At 61.3% G+C, this 15,517-nt stretch carries 15 protein-coding genes; 6 read left to right on the forward strand and 9 right to left on the reverse strand.

The window, feature by feature from the left end; genetic code table 11:
• Window positions 1-7: 7 nt before the first annotated feature.
• Genes ACZ881_RS16785 through ACZ881_RS16795 form a run of 3 tightly spaced genes read right to left on the reverse strand, consistent with a single transcriptional unit; the run spans window position 8 to window position 1,751 of the window.
• Window positions 8-685, reverse strand: a complete 678-nt coding sequence (locus ACZ881_RS16785; RefSeq protein WP_476117159.1) for a hypothetical protein — start codon at window positions 683-685, stop codon at window positions 8-10.
• Window positions 682-1,140: a hypothetical protein gene (locus tag ACZ881_RS16790; RefSeq protein ID WP_476117161.1), complete on the reverse strand. Its 459-nt coding sequence runs from the start codon at window positions 1,138-1,140 to the stop codon at window positions 682-684. Before ACZ881_RS16790 ends, ACZ881_RS16785 begins: the two co-directional genes overlap by 4 nt.
• Window positions 1,141-1,193: 53 nt before the next feature.
• Entirely contained in the window at window positions 1,194-1,751 is a 558-nt protein-coding gene (locus ACZ881_RS16795) for a GNAT family N-acetyltransferase (RefSeq protein ID WP_476117163.1), read from the reverse strand.
• A 267-nt stretch (window positions 1,752-2,018) separates the two neighbouring features.
• Here ACZ881_RS16795 and ACZ881_RS16800 point away from each other — a divergent pair, with 267 nt between their 5' ends.
• The 4 genes from ACZ881_RS16800 (at window position 2,019) to ACZ881_RS16815 (ending at window position 5,555) form a co-directional block, all read left to right on the forward strand.
• Window positions 2,019-3,056, forward strand: a complete 1,038-nt coding sequence (locus tag ACZ881_RS16800) for a TOMM precursor leader peptide-binding protein (RefSeq protein WP_476117165.1) — start codon at window positions 2,019-2,021, stop codon at window positions 3,054-3,056.
• Window positions 3,031-3,519 (forward strand): hypothetical protein, encoded by a 489-nt coding sequence (locus ACZ881_RS16805; RefSeq protein WP_476117167.1) that lies wholly within the window; start codon window positions 3,031-3,033, stop codon window positions 3,517-3,519. The genes ACZ881_RS16800 and ACZ881_RS16805 overlap by 26 nt, the downstream gene beginning before the upstream one ends.
• Window positions 3,520-3,709: 190 nt before the next feature.
• Window positions 3,710-4,330, forward strand: a complete 621-nt coding sequence (locus ACZ881_RS16810) for a hypothetical protein (protein ID WP_476117168.1) — start codon at window positions 3,710-3,712, stop codon at window positions 4,328-4,330.
• Window position 4,331: 1 nt separating this feature from the next.
• A complete protein-coding gene (locus ACZ881_RS16815) occupies window positions 4,332-5,555 on the forward strand; it encodes an MFS transporter (RefSeq protein WP_476117170.1) in 1,224 nt (407 codons plus the stop codon).
• Window positions 5,556-5,587: 32 nt separating this feature from the next.
• On the opposite strand, the gene ACZ881_RS16820 is transcribed toward ACZ881_RS16815, so the two are convergent.
• A complete protein-coding gene (locus tag ACZ881_RS16820; RefSeq protein WP_476117171.1) occupies window positions 5,588-6,490 on the reverse strand; it encodes a MurR/RpiR family transcriptional regulator in 903 nt (300 codons plus the stop codon).
• 189 nt (window positions 6,491-6,679) lie between these two features.
• Here ACZ881_RS16820 and ACZ881_RS16825 point away from each other — a divergent pair, with 189 nt between their 5' ends.
• Window positions 6,680-7,972, forward strand: a complete 1,293-nt coding sequence (locus ACZ881_RS16825) for an exo-beta-N-acetylmuramidase NamZ family protein (protein WP_476117173.1) — start codon at window positions 6,680-6,682, stop codon at window positions 7,970-7,972.
• Between the two features lie 54 nt (window positions 7,973-8,026).
• Window positions 8,027-10,069, forward strand: coding sequence for a glycoside hydrolase family 3 protein (locus ACZ881_RS16830; protein ID WP_476117174.1), 2,043 nt, complete (start codon window positions 8,027-8,029; stop codon window positions 10,067-10,069).
• Between the two features lie 6 nt (window positions 10,070-10,075).
• Here the strand turns inward: ACZ881_RS16830 and ACZ881_RS16835 are convergent, their stop codons facing one another.
• The 5 genes from ACZ881_RS16835 to ACZ881_RS16855 all read right to left on the reverse strand — a co-directional run bounded on the left by ACZ881_RS16835 (window position 10,076) and on the right by ACZ881_RS16855 (window position 15,490).
• Complete coding sequence (locus ACZ881_RS16835) at window positions 10,076-11,086, reverse strand: YdcF family protein (RefSeq protein ID WP_476117176.1); 1,011 nt, start codon at window positions 11,084-11,086, stop codon at window positions 10,076-10,078.
• 45 nt (window positions 11,087-11,131) lie between these two features.
• Window positions 11,132-12,148 (reverse strand): LacI family DNA-binding transcriptional regulator, encoded by a 1,017-nt coding sequence (locus ACZ881_RS16840; RefSeq protein ID WP_476117178.1) that lies wholly within the window; start codon window positions 12,146-12,148, stop codon window positions 11,132-11,134.
• A 19-nt stretch (window positions 12,149-12,167) separates the two neighbouring features.
• Window positions 12,168-13,085, reverse strand: a complete 918-nt coding sequence (locus ACZ881_RS16845) for a carbohydrate ABC transporter permease (protein WP_179017974.1) — start codon at window positions 13,083-13,085, stop codon at window positions 12,168-12,170.
• Window positions 13,086-13,087: 2 nt separating this feature from the next.
• Window positions 13,088-14,053, reverse strand: coding sequence for a carbohydrate ABC transporter permease (locus ACZ881_RS16850; protein ID WP_476117482.1), 966 nt, complete (start codon window positions 14,051-14,053; stop codon window positions 13,088-13,090).
• A gap of 111 nt (window positions 14,054-14,164) precedes the next feature.
• Entirely contained in the window at window positions 14,165-15,490 is a 1,326-nt protein-coding gene (locus ACZ881_RS16855) for an ABC transporter substrate-binding protein (protein WP_454812390.1), read from the reverse strand.
• Between the last annotated feature and the right edge of the window lie 27 nt (window positions 15,491-15,517).

The raw sequence follows: 15,517 nt of genomic DNA on the forward strand, positions 1-15,517 counted from the left end.
TCAGCGGTCAGCCGTGGTTTCGGCGGGCCTCTATCTGCGTGAAAAGCAGCCAGGTCAACCAGACACCCACAAGGATCGCAACGCCAGGAAGCAGGTAAACGGGAGCAAGTTCGCGTCCTGCGGGGAGAAGCGCAAAGCCCATCCACACAGCCACGACCACCACAACGATGCTCAGTGCCTCTGGAACCAGGTCCAAAGTCCTGCGTCGGAGCAGCTTAGCCACCAACTCCCCAAGCATGATCACCACGATGGCTGCTCCCATTCCCAGCGGGTAGGCGCTGAAGCCGGGGACGAAGTCCTGGCTGGTGCTCCACACCATAAAGACAATCAAGCCCACCAAGAGCGCCGAGGACTTGATGAGCGCCCCACCAATGAGCAAGACCGGAATCCTCCGCTCCTTGTCGTGGCGCTTCCGTGGAATGTAGTCCCATGCGCCTCGGGTGAGCTTGGAGCTGATCCATCCGGCAACAAGCACCAGGGCCAGCGGGACCAGCACGGGCGTCACGTAGTTGTTGCTGACAGCCCAAAAGAAAGCCAAAAGCGCCGTGTAAACCTGAGGGGTGGCAATGATTCCCAACCACCAGCCTGTCAGGAATTCCTTGCGGGCTCCGGGGAGGTCAACAGGATGGACCAGGAACTGGGTTTCCGGGTCCGGTAGTTGGACCTTTTCTTCGATGGGATTCATGACGTCCTCCAAGGGACCTGCTCGATGTAGGGCGGGCGCAGACCCGCTCTGGCGATTTCGTATACCTTCTGGCGCGCCACACCGAGCTCAGCAGCTACGGTCACCGCACTGTATTCGTCCAGCAGTTCGGCAACAGCTGCCGACCTGACTCCGGACGCCCTCGAGTTCAAATGCGCAGCGAAGATGCTCACCTCGGCTGAGAGGAGTGCAACGGCGAGGGGGCCGCCGAATGGATCTGCCCAGCCTGGCTGGCCCCCGGCGGCAGCCGCATAAAGGGCATCCCCACCATCGGCGAGGACAGCCTTGAGCTGTTCCGGGGTGATGCCGCGTTCAGCGAACCTTGCGGCTGCGGTTTCCCTGGTTCCGTCGTCCACAGGACGGTGGGTAAGGACCTGCTGCCACCGTGAATCCCAGGGGCTGGACGCGAGGATGTCACCCCGGGGTTGACTGCTCATGTCGTCCATAGTGTGCCGCCCATGGCTGCGGCGTCAACCCCCGGGTGACAAATCTAGTCTGCGGCAGGTTTTCCCAAGTCAATCCAGTACCGGCGGAAAAGCCGCCCGTCTTCACCCGTGCGCACATCTTCGAGCCGCCCATCGCAGCGCTCGATAGTCCTGATTGACGCCGAATTGTCGTCATCACAGGTCAGTAGAACGCGATCGGGCAGAACCCCACCCGGCTCCCCCTGCGCAGCAGCCAAGCGGGCCAGCAGTTCACTCAGCGCCCAGGTTGCCGCCCCCCTCCTGCGATCCGAGGGTCGAATCCCGTAGCCGATGTGCCCGCCCGAGTTCAGGAGAGCCTGGGTCAGATGGTGCCGGAACGCAATCGCCCCCACGTAGCGTGGACCTTCCGTGATCCAGAGGTAGGTGCACGGAACAATGCCGTCCTTCTCCGTCGCGCTTTCAGCGTCCAGCAACTTGCCAACCCAATCAGCGAAGCCCTCGGGGCTGGTGACGTCTTCCGCCATGAAGACGGCGGCGCCATCCTGATGGACGCCGGCCCACTCACGGTGGGACTCGAGGAAGGACCTGTGGAAGGCGGCGTTCGGTGGTACGAGTTCAAACATGCCCTCGACTCTATACCGCACACGCCTTGACGGGGACCCGATAAAGCGACACGCAGAAAAGTTATCGACAAACTTGTCATATCCATGACATGTGTCGTAGATTCATTCCGTCCAACAAGTTTATAAACACAAAGGAGTGATTCAAGTGCTTAAGCTCAAGCGACTGGCCAAGCGCCGTTCCAAGCTGAACTTCGTGTTCAACTAAACCAAGAATAAATAGTGGGGGCCACGCACCGCGTGGTCCCCACTCATCATTGGAGGCAAGAATTGGCAGCCGTAACCTACTCCCTCAAGCAGTCGCTACCGGTCATCACCACGGAAACGGCCGTGCAGATCGGATTGGCACCGCCCAACGCAATCGAAATCGAGGACGCTCCAGACGGGCTGGCTGAACTACTCAGCTTCGCTTCACAGCCACGGACACTCGACGATCTGGGAGGCAAGGCCGAACTCCTGCTGGGTGAAGGCTCCGGAGAGATCGTCGAGGAACTCATCGACGCCGAGATTCTGGTGCCGTACAGGTTCGACCTCTCCGGCCGGTACAGCCGTCATGACCTGTACTTTGAACTTGCGCACAGCACCGGGCCCGGAGCCAGCGATCTGCTGCGCAGCCGAAAGGTCACGCTGATCGGTGTGGGCGGGATCGGGACGAACGTAGCCATGCAGCTCGCAACAGCCGGCGTGGGTTCCATTGTCCTGGTCGACGGGGACACTGTAGAAGAAAGCAACCTGACCCGGCAGTACCTCTTCACGGCGCAAGATATTGGTACCCCCAAAATCCAAGCCGCTGCACGGAACCTTCACCTCAGGGCCCCCGACATCAACACGATGGAAGTCGCCTCCATGATCTCCGGAGTGGAAGATCTCCTGCCTGTTTTTCAGGACTCAGACTTCGTTGTGGTCTCGGCCGACACGCCCCAGGAAGTGCTCGAGTGGTCTAACCAGGCGTCCATCGCCACCGGCACGCCTTTCACTTGCGCCGGGTATCAAGACACGCGTGGAGTGGTAGGCCCGGTAGTACGGCCAGGCGTCACCCCTTGCCTGCAATGTGCAGCGACAGATAACGACGGCAGGACCAAATCAAAGGCATCGCTCTCCACCACAAACCTCAATAGCTCGTACCAGGCTCCAAGCTTTGGACCCCTCAACTCCATCGTGGCATCCATTGCAGCCATGGAAGTGTTCCGCTACCTGCTGACCGGATCCACCAACCTTGACGGCAGGCGATTGGTGTTTGACTCCGTGGAGTTGGCGTCGGAGTTCGAGGATTTCGCCAGGAATGGCCACTGTGCTGCGTGCGCCTGACTGCAACAAGGGCACGGTGCTCGTTGCTTTGACGGGAGCCTACGTAGTTGGCTCGATGGCCGCAACGGTGGCCAACAGAAATTTCTGGCCCATCGCGTCAAACAATATGTTCAATGCCAAGTTCAGGGACCGCGTCTCAAGATTCGCAGTTGAATTCCACATGCCTGATGGAACTACGGTTGCCTGCGGCCCGGCGAACTGCCTTCCAACCCAGTTCTTCCGGGCCGGAGCAGTGTTCGCCAGCATCTTCATGGGTGAGGATGAGCACCCGAAGAACGTCCTCTGCCAGAGAATCGTCCGGAGGCTTCGCAGCAACGCATGGCGACCGTTTGACGAGGTTCGCGCCCCCGCTCACCTGCCCGCCCCTCCCTTGAGGATGGACATCCTGGTGGCAACTACTGTTCGGGGAATGCCTGAGGAAAAGGAAATTGTGTACAGCTATGTTCCGACAACTTCGCAGTAAACCAGTCCAACTCCGTCGGGTACGCAATGCGGCAGTGTGGGCTGTTGCCGCCCTGGCGCTGACGCTCCGCCCCGGCCCGGCTACAGCCCGGGACTATCGAGCTGCAGTTTCTGCACAGGAGTCAGCGGCCGATCGCAGGCCTGATGACGGGATCGCCTGGAAGAGCCGACGCGCGGCAGCCGGACTGCTGATGGCCGCCGCGGCGGCCAGCGAGGTTTGTGGAGACCCCGGGGCAAAGCCCTCTTCTTGGATTCGGCGGGCCGCGCTGGGATTGTTTTTGGGAACACGGGCTTTGGATGCCCGCTCCCTACCGGGCCGCTGGCCGTATGACACATTCATTGAAGCGGTACTCGTCATCAGTCAGATGTCCAAGCCGGGCAGTGGCCAGTCCCCGAACCTGCCGCTTTCGGTCTCACGTGTTGCGCTATACCTGCCCTACACGCAGGCCGGTTTGTCCAAACTTCTCCACGGCTATGACGCTTGGGTCAGGCGCGGCGATGCCAACCATATTTATCACTCGCACCTGTTGGCTTCGGATACTCACCCGTTTGCCCAAGAGCGATACAGAGTGCCGGTTCGTGCCCTGACCCGCACAATTCCCTTTCTTGAATTAGTCGCACTCCCCCTTGCGCTCATTCTTCCCGGCAAGTGGCGGATTGCAGTTCCCTGCTGCACCACCATCTTTCACATGGTCATTGCCCGCACGTGGAATATCAGCTTTTGGCAGGCTCCCGTAATGCAATGGCTTCTCACTTCAGTGGAAAAGCAGCCCGACCTTGTCACCATTCTCCAATCATCCCGAGGTAAATGACGTGTCATTAGCAAAGCCATGGCAGCGACGTTTGCACCTCACGGGCATGTGGGTGAATTCGTTGGGTGGCGGTGCCTACAACATCGCCCTGCCGCTCATAGTTCTGCAGACAAGCGGCAGCCTTGCCCAGATGTCCATCGTTGCCGTGGCATCACAACTTCCGAAGGCTTTCCCCGGAGTGCTCATCGGAGGACTCGCAGATCGTATGTCCCCCCGCGCCATGACCCACATCGGCTATTGGGGTCAAGCACTGGTTGTTGCTGCAATGGCGCTGCTGATAGGCCCTTGGCACACTCCCTTTTGGGTCCTCGTACTAGGCGCCTTCCTACGCGGCAGCCTCGACATGTTCGCCCGGACAGCCACCTTCGTGGCCATCCCGAAGATGTACGGTGACGGCACGGCGAAATTCAACGCCGCAGTTTCCACCGCGTGGACCTCAGCTTCCATCGTGGGGCCGGCAATTGGTGGAGCCTTGAGCGCCGTCTGGGGTCCGTGGTGGTTGCTGGCCGTTGACGCAGTGTCGTTTACGGTCATTGCCTTGATCATGAATTTCCTGCCGTGGCCGGAGCGCCCCAGCAGCCTGCCGGACCGGCCAGGTTTCTTCAAGGAACTGTCTGCCGGGTACCGGAGACTTACCCAAATCCATGGTTGGTGGCGTTTTGCCGGGACAGTTGTCCTCGTCGGCTTCCTGTCAGCCCCATTGTCCACTCTGGCGATCTTCCAGACCTCCGTTGGCCTCAAGGGTTCCACCACGGAAGTAGGAATCGTGGGCGCAGCGGCAGCTGCGGGTCTCTTCTGCGGTTCGATTCTGTCAGGATTGTTCTCCGATTGGCGCCCAAACGTGCTGATGCAACGCTCCTCATGGCTTATGGCAGCGGGGGCGTTGCTCTTCTTCATCCCGTCGTGGATTGCCGTGGCTAGTGCCCTTTTCGTCGTCTGTACGGGCGGCATTGCATGGACGGTGGGACGTACATCCCTCATCCATCAACAGATTCCCTCGTCTGACCTGGGCAAGACCATGACGGCAGTCCAGTTTCTTGAAACTGTATCCAGTCCCCTCAGCCTTGCAGTTGCCACGTTTCTTATGGGCGTCTCGTCATTCATGGCCTTTGGCTCCATCCTCCTGGCAGCCCTGCTTTCGGGGGTGCTTGCGATCAATTCAGACTCCATGCTGAAGCCAAGTGAAGTGAAAGGAGAGATCAAGCAGGCGGAACCTGTCCAGTAGTTCACGCTGTCCCGGACAGGCAGCTGCGTTTGTCAGTTGCCCCGGCGCAACTTCCGGCTTTGGACAACTGCATGCGTTTTGCGCAGCGCATCAATGGAAGCCTCATATGACTGCTGGGCGACGCCCACGAACAGGCAGTCAACGAGCATCATCTGCGCTATCCGGCTACCCATGGCCCCAGGGCGGAATGGGGTCTCCCGTGCTGCCGTGGTCAATACAATGTCCGCTGCCAGCCCCAGGGGTGAGTCTGCATGGTTGGTGATGGCGATGGTAACGGCTCCGGCCGCTTTGCCCGCTTTCAGGTAATCGACAGTGTCGTCGGTCGCGCCTGAGTGCGAGATGGCAACGGCGACACATTCGGCGTCGAGCAGTACCGCTGAGGTGAGGGCGGCATGCACTTCTGGCCAGACGAAGGAGACCAGGCCAATCCTATGCAGCTTTTGCTGCAGGTCCTGACCCACCAATCCTCCCGCTCCCACGCCGAAGATGTCGATCTTCCGGGAGCTGGCCACCACGTCAATGGCTCGAGCCAGCTGTTCGACATCCAGCACTTGGGCAGTATCGGCGATGGACATGGTCTCGTTGAATGCGATTTTAGAGACGATGTCTTGCAGCGAGTCGGCAGTGTTGATGTCCTCGTAGACCTCGGCCGGAACGCCATGGGCCACACTCTCACGGGCAGTTTCACGCGCAAGATCCAGGCGGAGATCCGAGTAGCCGCCGTAGCCCACCTTTTTGTAGAACCGGACCACCGAGGTGGTGGACGTCCCGCACTCCTCAGCCAAATCGCCGATGGACATGGTGGCAGCCCGCGACGGGTCCGACAGGACCAACTCAGCCACGGCACGCTCCGATGGACGTAGCGCTGGCAGGACAGAGCGAATCCGCACCAAAACAGTGCGGGACAACTGTGCGTTTGCCGACGCTTCCAGCATGGTTTCCTTCCGAAGGGTCAAACCGGATCCGCGGTCCAGTCCAGGGTTTCACCCGAGCTTTGTCATTAAGTTACACAGACATCGTCGGAAAGGTAAGTCATTGACGCCCTACCGGCAAGCGAATACGGTCGGCGTAAGGAAAGTCACAAAACTTGTCATGCTCCTCGCTCTCCTTCGAAAGGCTTCTTCATGGCTCTCGACCGTAGAAAACTGCTCCATGCTTCGGGGCTGGCGGCCGCTGCCGCCGTCGTCGCGCCCTTTGCCCCCAGCGCAACCGCCAGCACGAACCAGACCCGGCCGGGGAAGCCGTCATCTCCAGTCAGCGGCGCCGATATAGCCGCCGCCAACGGCTGGAGCATCTTCGCCGGCCGCAAAGTGGGAGTTATTACCAACCCCACCGGCGTCTTGGCGAACTTCCGCTCAATTGTGGATGACATGGCGGCCAAAGGTGTGGAGGTCGGAGCGGTCTTCGGACCCGAGCACGGCTTCAGGGGGACCGCCCAGGATGGCGCCAGCGAAGGAACATCCGTGGACCCTCGGACCGGCATCACGGTCTACGACTCCTACGGGGCCACCGTCGCCGACTATGTGGGCTTCTTCGAAGCCTCCGGGGTGGACACCATCTGCTTCGACATTCAGGATGTCGGCGCACGCTTCTACACCTACATCTGGACCATGTGGGGAGCCATGCAGGCGGCATCCAGGACCGGTGCCACGTTTGTTGTCCTGGATCGCCCGAACCCCATCGGCGGCCAGGCACGCGGACCGGTCCTGCAGAAGGGGTTCGAATCCGGCGTCGGCCAACTGGGCATTGCGCTCCAGCATGGGATGACGGTGGGCGAGCTCGCCAAATACTTCAACGCAGTTCACCTTCCGGCCGCCGGCCTCAAGTCCATCCAGGACCTTCAGGTGGTGGAGGTCCAGGGATGGCGCCGCGACATGACGGGACCGGACAACCGGGCAGCGTGGATCCTGCCGAGCCCCAACATGCCAACACCCGAAACCGCCACCCTGTACCCCGGCACGGCCTTGTTCGAGGCCACCAACATGTCAGAAGGTCGCGGAACCACCCGGCCGTTCGAACTCATCGGCGCACCCTACGTGGACTATCGGTGGGCGGAGGCCCTGAACAGCAAGGGCCTTGCGGGTGTCACCTTCCGCGAGGCGTACTTCCAGCCGACACTTTCCAAGAACCAGGGCCTCATTTGTGGTGGCGTCCAAGTTCACATCACCGACGCCGCCCGCGTTGAAGCCCTGGAAGTGGGCACCCACATGCTAGTCGAAGCCAAGCGCCTGTATCCCGGTTTCGGTTGGCGTGGCGACGGCGGACGGTGGATGGGCCTGCTCAGCGGCTCGGCCCGCTTTGCTGAACAGCTCGACGCCGGTGCTGGCGCCAAGACGATCATGGACAGCTGGCGGTCCGAACTGGACCAATTCGTGCGCGACACCCGCGCGTACCTCCTCTACAACGGCAAGCGCTAGTCCTACAGACACACAAACCTCAACCGCAACAAGGACGATGGGATTGGGATTCACATGCAAAGACAACGAACTTCACTCATGACGGCGGCGGCCACCGCGCTGTTAATGACGGGCGCAGGGGTGTTGGCTGGCACGGGCACTGCACGTGCGGCCGTACCCACCACGGAAAACACGACGACGGTCTCCGCCTCGCCTGACATCGAGGCGATGATCGCCGGCATGACGCTGGACGAAAAGATCGGCCAGATGACCTGGACGCACGTCTACGGATCATCAGCGGACGACACCTCCATGGCAGCAAAAAATCAAGAGCGGTACGGCGTCAACACACCCGCGGAGGTGGTGGAAAAGTACAACCTCGGAGGCGTCCTCTACTTCGCATGGTCCGGAAACACCGCCAACCCCCAGCAGGTTGCCGGCCTCTCCAACGGCCTGCAGCAAACGGCAATGCGGAAGGACGGAAACGGCATCCCGCTGGCGGTCACCATCGACCAGGAAGGTGGTTTGGTTGCCCGCATCGGGCCACCCGCCACGGTTCTCCCGGGCAATATGGCCCTCGGCGCCACCGCTGACGCGAATCTTGCCAAGGCGCAAGGTGAAATCCTGGGCTCCGAAATGCGTGCCATGGGTATCAACGTAGACTTCGCACCGGTCCTGGATCTCAACTCCAACCCGGACAACCCCGTCATTGGCATCCGTTCCATGGGTGAGGACCCTGCACTGGTCAGTGCACTCGGGGTCGCCCAGATAGCGGGCATTCAGGCGCACAACGTAGGTGCGGCCGCCAAGCACTTCCCCGGCCACGGCGACACCTCAGTGGATTCCCACTACGGCCTGCCCACCGTTACCTACGATCGCGAGACCCTCAACCAGCATCTGAAGCCATTCAAAGCCGCAATCGATGGCGGCGTGGACATGGTCATGACGGCACACATCATTGTGGAGGCAATTGACCCGGAGATGCCAGGCACCCTGTCCCACAAGGTACTCACGGGCTTGCTTCGGGATGAAATGGGCTTCAAGGGTTTGGTGACAACCGATGCCCTGGATATGGCGGCAATGGCTGCCGAATGGCCTCAGGAAGAGATCGCAGTGAAGGCGATCCAGGCCGGCTCCGACATCCTCCTCAACTCCCCGGATGTGGATGCGTCGTTCGCTGGGGTTCGCGCCGCCGTCGGGTCCGGCGAGATCACCGAGGCCCGCCTGGACGAGTCAGTCCGAAGGATCCTTGAATGGAAGGTCAAGCGCGGGGTCTTCGAGCAACCCTTGGCCGACCCCGCCGCTGTGGACACCCTCGTGGGCAGCGCAGAGAACCTGGCCACGGCCAAGCTGATCTCCGAGCGTGCCGTCACGCTGCTCCGCAACGAAGGCCAGGTTTTGCCGCTCGCTTCGGGCAGCTCGGTCCTCATGGTGGGCGCCGGTTCAGCATGGCCGGAGCTCGTCGGTCCAATGCTTAAGGATCAGGGATTCGCGGTGACGGAAGACTACGAGGATGGGGCCTCACCGTCCGCGGCCTACCGCGCGCGTGCCGTAGCCGCCGCCGGCAACGTCGACGCCGTCGTCTTCGCTTCTTACAACGCGACCAGCAACGCTGCGCAGCAACAGATGGTAGCGGAACTCGCAGCCACGGGGACGCCGGTCATCGTTGTGGCCACGCGAAATCCCTACGACATCAGTGTCTTCCCCGGTGCCGACGCCGTGCTCAACAGTTACGGGGTCAAGGAGGTTAACTTTCACGGCGCCGTCCGCGCCATTTCGGGCGCCATCAACCCGAGCGGCAAAGTGCCGGTCAACATTCCCGAAGCCGACGGCGACGGCGTCCTGTTGCCGCTGGGCTTCGGCCTGAGCTACGAAACGGCGACGCCGGCGGCCGTCACCTTTACCGACCGACCCGGTCATGGGCAGGATGACTACACCATCCCCTCCGTCGCGGGTGTGTCGTACCTGGTTGACGGGAAGGTAGTCGCGGCCGGGAGCTACAGGAAACCTGCCGGCACGGTGACCGTCACAGCGGAACCCAAGCCGGGATACGTCTTCACCGCTGGCTCCGTCACCGAGTGGAGCCACGCGTTCACCACCGGGCTACCCAAGTCCTAGGAAGAGTTACACCACCGGAGAGTTCATCAGTGCAACCGTGATGAGCAGGGCAATCCCGAACATCGGCAGGCAAAGAATGATGTTGGTGAGGCGGTTGTCCCTCATCACGGCCACGAACTCCCGGAGGAAGGCACTGGGCACGAAGTATCTGGCCGTGGGAGCGCCCACAACCTCGGCGTTGATCCTCTGGCGCCGGGACAGGAGCGCCGCACGCAGTACGTGGTAGTTGTTGGTGCACACAAGCAAGGGCCCATGAATGCCCCTATCTGCCAACAGGGCAACCGAGTACGCAAGGTTCTCGCGGGTGGTGGTGGCCTGGTTCTCCTCCAACACGTCCGTGGCAGCCGCGCCTTTGGCCACCAGGTACTCCTTCATCGCTGTGGACTCCGGCCGGGGTTCATCCGGGCCTTGGCCCCCGGAAGGTACCAGGACAGGCTTGGCCGGGGTGTCGCCGTCGTAAATTTCCAGGGCCTTGTTCAAGCGGGCGGCGAGCAACGGCGGGACCTTGCCGTTGATCAGGCCGGAGCCGAGGACGATGACGGCCGCCGGGTTCGGGCTGAAATGCATCCGCGAATACACCACCGCGTATCCCAGGAACACCACGAATGCGCAGCCGAGGTACGAGCAGAGGAAGAAGGCCAAAGCAGCAATTCCGGCCAACACCGGCTGCCCGCTCAGCACAAAAAGGAAGGCGACTACCGGGGCGAGGAACACTGCGAGTCCCACCACGATCGGCAAGAAGCTGGTGATGCCGGGGCCTTCCCTGCGGACCATCGTGATGCCGTTGGCTATCAGGAAACCGGCGAACACGAAAATGCTCACTACCGGGACTACCAAGACCACCAGGTTCAACCATTCGAACCACGGGTTCAGGTCTACCAAGAACTCCAGAAGGGCCTGCAGGAGGAACCATGCCGCCACCAGCAGGAACACGCCGTTTCGGAGCCGACGCCGGTCGGACTGGAACGAGGCCAGGAAGAGCCCCGCAAAGAGAAGTCCAAGGACCAGGTTCAGCATGATCCAAGCCTATGCGCTGGGACTGGTGCCCTCGCGCTGCGCCGGTCAGGCCGATTCGCGGATGACCAACTCGGTGGGGATGGTGACGGCCGCCGGGCGCTTGCCGCTGATGACGTCCAAAAGCAGGCGTACCATCTCCTCGCTGATTCGATCGAACGGCTGCCGGACCGTGGTGAGCGGCGGCGTCGCCTCCTGGGAGACCTTGATGTCGTCGAAGCCGACGACGGCGACGTCACCTGGCGTTGCCAGGCCTGCCTCCCGCAACACGTCCATGGCACCGAGCGCCATGAGGTCGTTCGCGGCGAATACGGCGTCGATGTTCCTGCTTCGGTTGAGGAGTTCGCGCATTGCTTTGGCCCCGCTGTCGCGGCTGTAATCGCCGTGGGCAATGAGTTCCTCATCGATGTCCGCGCCCTGATCGTCCCGGTACGCTTCGAGTCGGCGCGTGCCGCCCGAGGTGTCCGCAGGGCCGGCGATGTGGGCAATCCGCTGCCGTCCGCCGTCGCGCATGTACCGCAAAACGTCACGCGCGCCCTCGTAATCGTCGGCCGCAACGTAGCCCATCTTCTTTTCGAAGCCCAAGGGGACACCACACGCAATGGCAGGGACGCCCGCAGCAATAATGTCCGCGATGATGCCCTTCCGACTCCCATGGGAGGAGATAAGAAGGACACCGTCAACATGGCCCGCAGTGAGGAAGTCCGTGGCACGCCGTTGTTCATCATCGGTCCCGGCCATGATCAAGACCAATGGGATGTCGTGCACGGCCAGGGCATCCGCTGCCCCGCGCATGAGGACAGCAAAGTTGGGGTCCTCGAACAACCTTTCCTGCGTCTCCGTGAGCAGGAACGCCACAGAGTTGGCCCGGTTGGTGGCCAGGTTCCTTGCGTGCGGGTTGACGCGATAGCCGGTCTTCTTGATGGCCGCGTTAACAGCGGCCAGCGCGGACGGGCTAACCCAGTGGCCCCCATTGAGAACCCGCGAGACCGTACCTCGCGATACGCCGGCTTCCGCGGCAACATCGTCGATTTTGGGCCTTGGCCGGGGGGTGGGTTGAGTCATGACCAAAGCCTACCTAGGACTATGCCTTCACGGCGCCGGCAGCCAGATCGACCCGCCAGTAGCGCTGCAGCAGGAGGAACATGATGACCAACGGAACGATGGAGAGCAGCGCGCCCGCGAGGACCAATGTGTAAAGTGCCGGCGCTGAGGCACCCTGGTTGAGCAGACCGTTGAGGCCCACGGTAATGGGGAACAGCTGGTCGTCGCCGAGCATGATGTACGGGAGCATGAAGTTATTCCAGATGGCCACGAACTGGAAGAGGAAGATGGTCACCAGGCCCGGCAGCATCATGGGAGCGGCGATGCGGTTGAAGATGTACATCTCCTTGGCGCCCTCGGTGCGGGCAGCCTCAATAACGTCGCCAGGAACGGACGCAGCAGCGTAAATGCGGGCCAGGTAAATGCCATAGGGGCTGATGATCTGGGGCAACAGGACTGACCAGTAGGTGTTGGTGAGACCAGCCTGGGCGAGCATCAAGTACTGCGGGATGGCGAGAATAACGCCGGGAACCAGGACGCCCATCAGCAGGACCTTGAAGACACCGGACTTGCCCGGAAAATCAAACTTCGCCAGAACATAGCCGGAGAGGGCGGATACCCAGGTGGACACAATGGCTCCGACCCCCGCGTACAGGGCAGTGTTAAGCATCCAACGCCAGAACAGGCCATCGCGATATTCCGTGAGCTCCACGATGTTGTCCCAGAGATGCGTGCTGGGAGCCAAGGTAAAGGTGGAAAACAGCTCAGTGCCGTCCTTGCTCGCGGCAGCCACAACCCAGATCACTGGGAAGAGGCAATAGAGCGCACCGAGGATCAGGATTCCGGTGGAGAGGTAGCTGGGCTTCTCCTTGACGTACTCGGCTTTGCTTGCCCGGCCGGTCTTGGTTGCCTTGGGGTTTTCACGGCGGTTTTTCGGGGGCGTGGCGAGGGCAGTCACGGTCAGTTCTCCTGTCCGAAGGCCCGCTTCTGCACGATGCGCAGGAACAGGAACGAGATGATGAAGGTTGCCAAGGCAATCACGATGCTGGTGGCGGCCGCGGAGTAGACGTCGTTGCGTGTGAAAGCGTCGCGGTACACCAGCATGAGCGGGGACCAGCTGGTGGAAAGGCTGTTGGCCAAGGGGCGCAGGGTGGTGGGTTCGGCGAAGACCTGCAGCGTGGCGATCATGGAGAAGAGGGCGGTCATCACCAGCGACGGGGCGATGATGGGGATCTTGATCCTGATGGCCGTTTGGATCTCGGAGCAGCCATCCAGCTTGGCGGCCTCGTAGATTTCACTGGGAACGGCTTTCAGCGAGGTGTACATGACGATCATGTTGAAGCCCACCCCACCCCACAGCGCGATGTTGCAGATGGCGAACGTCACCAGGTTGGGATCCAGGAGCGAGGGCAGTTCCATGCCGAACTGCCGGGCCAGGAAGTGGAACGGGCTAACGCCGGGCAGGTACAGGAAACCCCACAGGAGCGAGCTGATCACTGCCGGCACCGCGTACGGCAGGAAGATGGCAGTGCGGGAGAAAGCACCGGCCCGGGTACGCCGGGAATCCAGCAGGAGTGCAAACAACAGGGCGAAGCCGAGCATCAGCGGGATGAGAATGAGTCCGTAGGTCAGGACACGCAGGACGCTACCCAGGAATTCCGGGTCCGTCAGCGCGCTGACGTAGTTATCCAAACCGGCGAACGCAGTGCTCTCTGAGCCTTTGCCGAGGCCCAGTCCGCTGACCTTCTTCTTCTGGAAGCTGAGCACCAACGTATAGATGATGGGCGCTGCCATGAAGACGAGGAAAAGGATGATGCCGGGCGCAAGCATCACATAGGGAATGAGCACCCGGGATTTGAAGTTCTTGGCCCGCCTCGGGGCATCGGCTGTTCTTCCGGCCGCCGGACAGGGCCTGGTTACGGTCATTGCCACGGGGTGCACTTCCTTGTGGTGGGTCGAAGGTAAGACTCTGGGTGGGAAACGCTGCGGGAGGATGGGGTACCAGCCTCCCGCAGCTGAAGCACTTAGTTGGATCGGCTACTTGACCGTGAAACCGGTCTTCTTCAGGTCATCTACGGTGACCTGCTGCATGTTGCTGACTGCGTCCAGGAAGGCACTCTTCTGCTTGGACTGCGCGGCCTTCGCGAACTGATCGTTGTAGGCGTTGTAAGCCACGTTGACGTTGGGGCCGTAGGTGAAGGAGCCCACGTTCTGCGCAGCCTCACCAACAACCTTGTAGAAATCGGGCTGGTTTGAGAAGAAGGCAGGAGCCTCAGTCAGGGACGATTCCGCACCTGCGGTGTCTGCGGGGTAGATGCCTGCTTCCTTGACCAGGGCCTTGACTGCTTCAGGGTCGGTGTTCAGCCATGTGGCGAACTTGGCTGCGGCGTCGAGGTTCTTGGACTGAGACGTCACTGCAGTGGAAGATCCGCCCCAGTTGCCGGTGGAGGGCTTGGAAGCATCCCACTGCGGCATGGGTGCCACTTTCCACATGCCGGCTGTGGCTCCGGCGTTACCCTCGAGAACGCCCGGGCCCCAAGCTGCGCTGAGCCAGCCAACCTGCTTACCGGTGTTCAGTGCAGTGTTCCACTCCGGGGTGTACATGGGCTTGTTGTCGATGACGCCCTCTTCTACGAGGCCGCCCCAGAATCCAGCCACCTTGTCCGTTGGCTCTTCTGCGATCTTCACATTCCAGGCGTCGCCATCAACGCCCCACCAGGAAGCTCCGGCCTGCTGGGCCATGCCTGTAAACCATCCGGCATCGTTGGAGGAGAACGTTCCGAGGTAGGCCTCGGGGTCTGCTGCGTGAACAGTCTTTGCTGCGGCCGCATACTCTTCCCAGGTTTTCGGAACAGCGATGCCCAGTTTCTCGAAGATGTCGGCACGGTAGTAGAAGACCATGGGGCCGGTGTCCTGGGGAACGGAGTACAGTGCGTCGCCGCCCAGCGTCACATCGTTCCAGACGCCATCGGGAAAGTGGCTCTTGGTTTCGTTGGCCACGGTGCCGGAGAGGTCGGCGAGCGCATCGGCTGCAACGAGTGTTGGGATCTTCTGGTACTCGGCTTGGATCAGGTCCGGGGCGCCGCTGCCGGCTTTGACTGCGGTGAGCAGCTTTGTCACGGCCGGGTCTCCACCGTCCTGCTTGTTGACGGTGACGTGGATGGTGGGATTTTTCTCGTTCCAGAGTTCCACCACCTTCTCCAGGTTGGGGGCCCAAGCCCAGTAGGTCAGTTCCACTTTTTGGTTGGGATCACTGGTGGCCGCGCTTTGGCTGCCTGCCGTGGATCCTCCTGAACAACCTGCGGCGAGCATTGTGGCCGCGGCGAGCATGGCTACGGCGCCTGCACGAAATGACTTTCGCATTTCGTCCTCCTTGTCGAAAAGCTGAAT

The sequence above is a fragment of the Paenarthrobacter sp. TE3676 genome, from assembly GCF_056279165.1.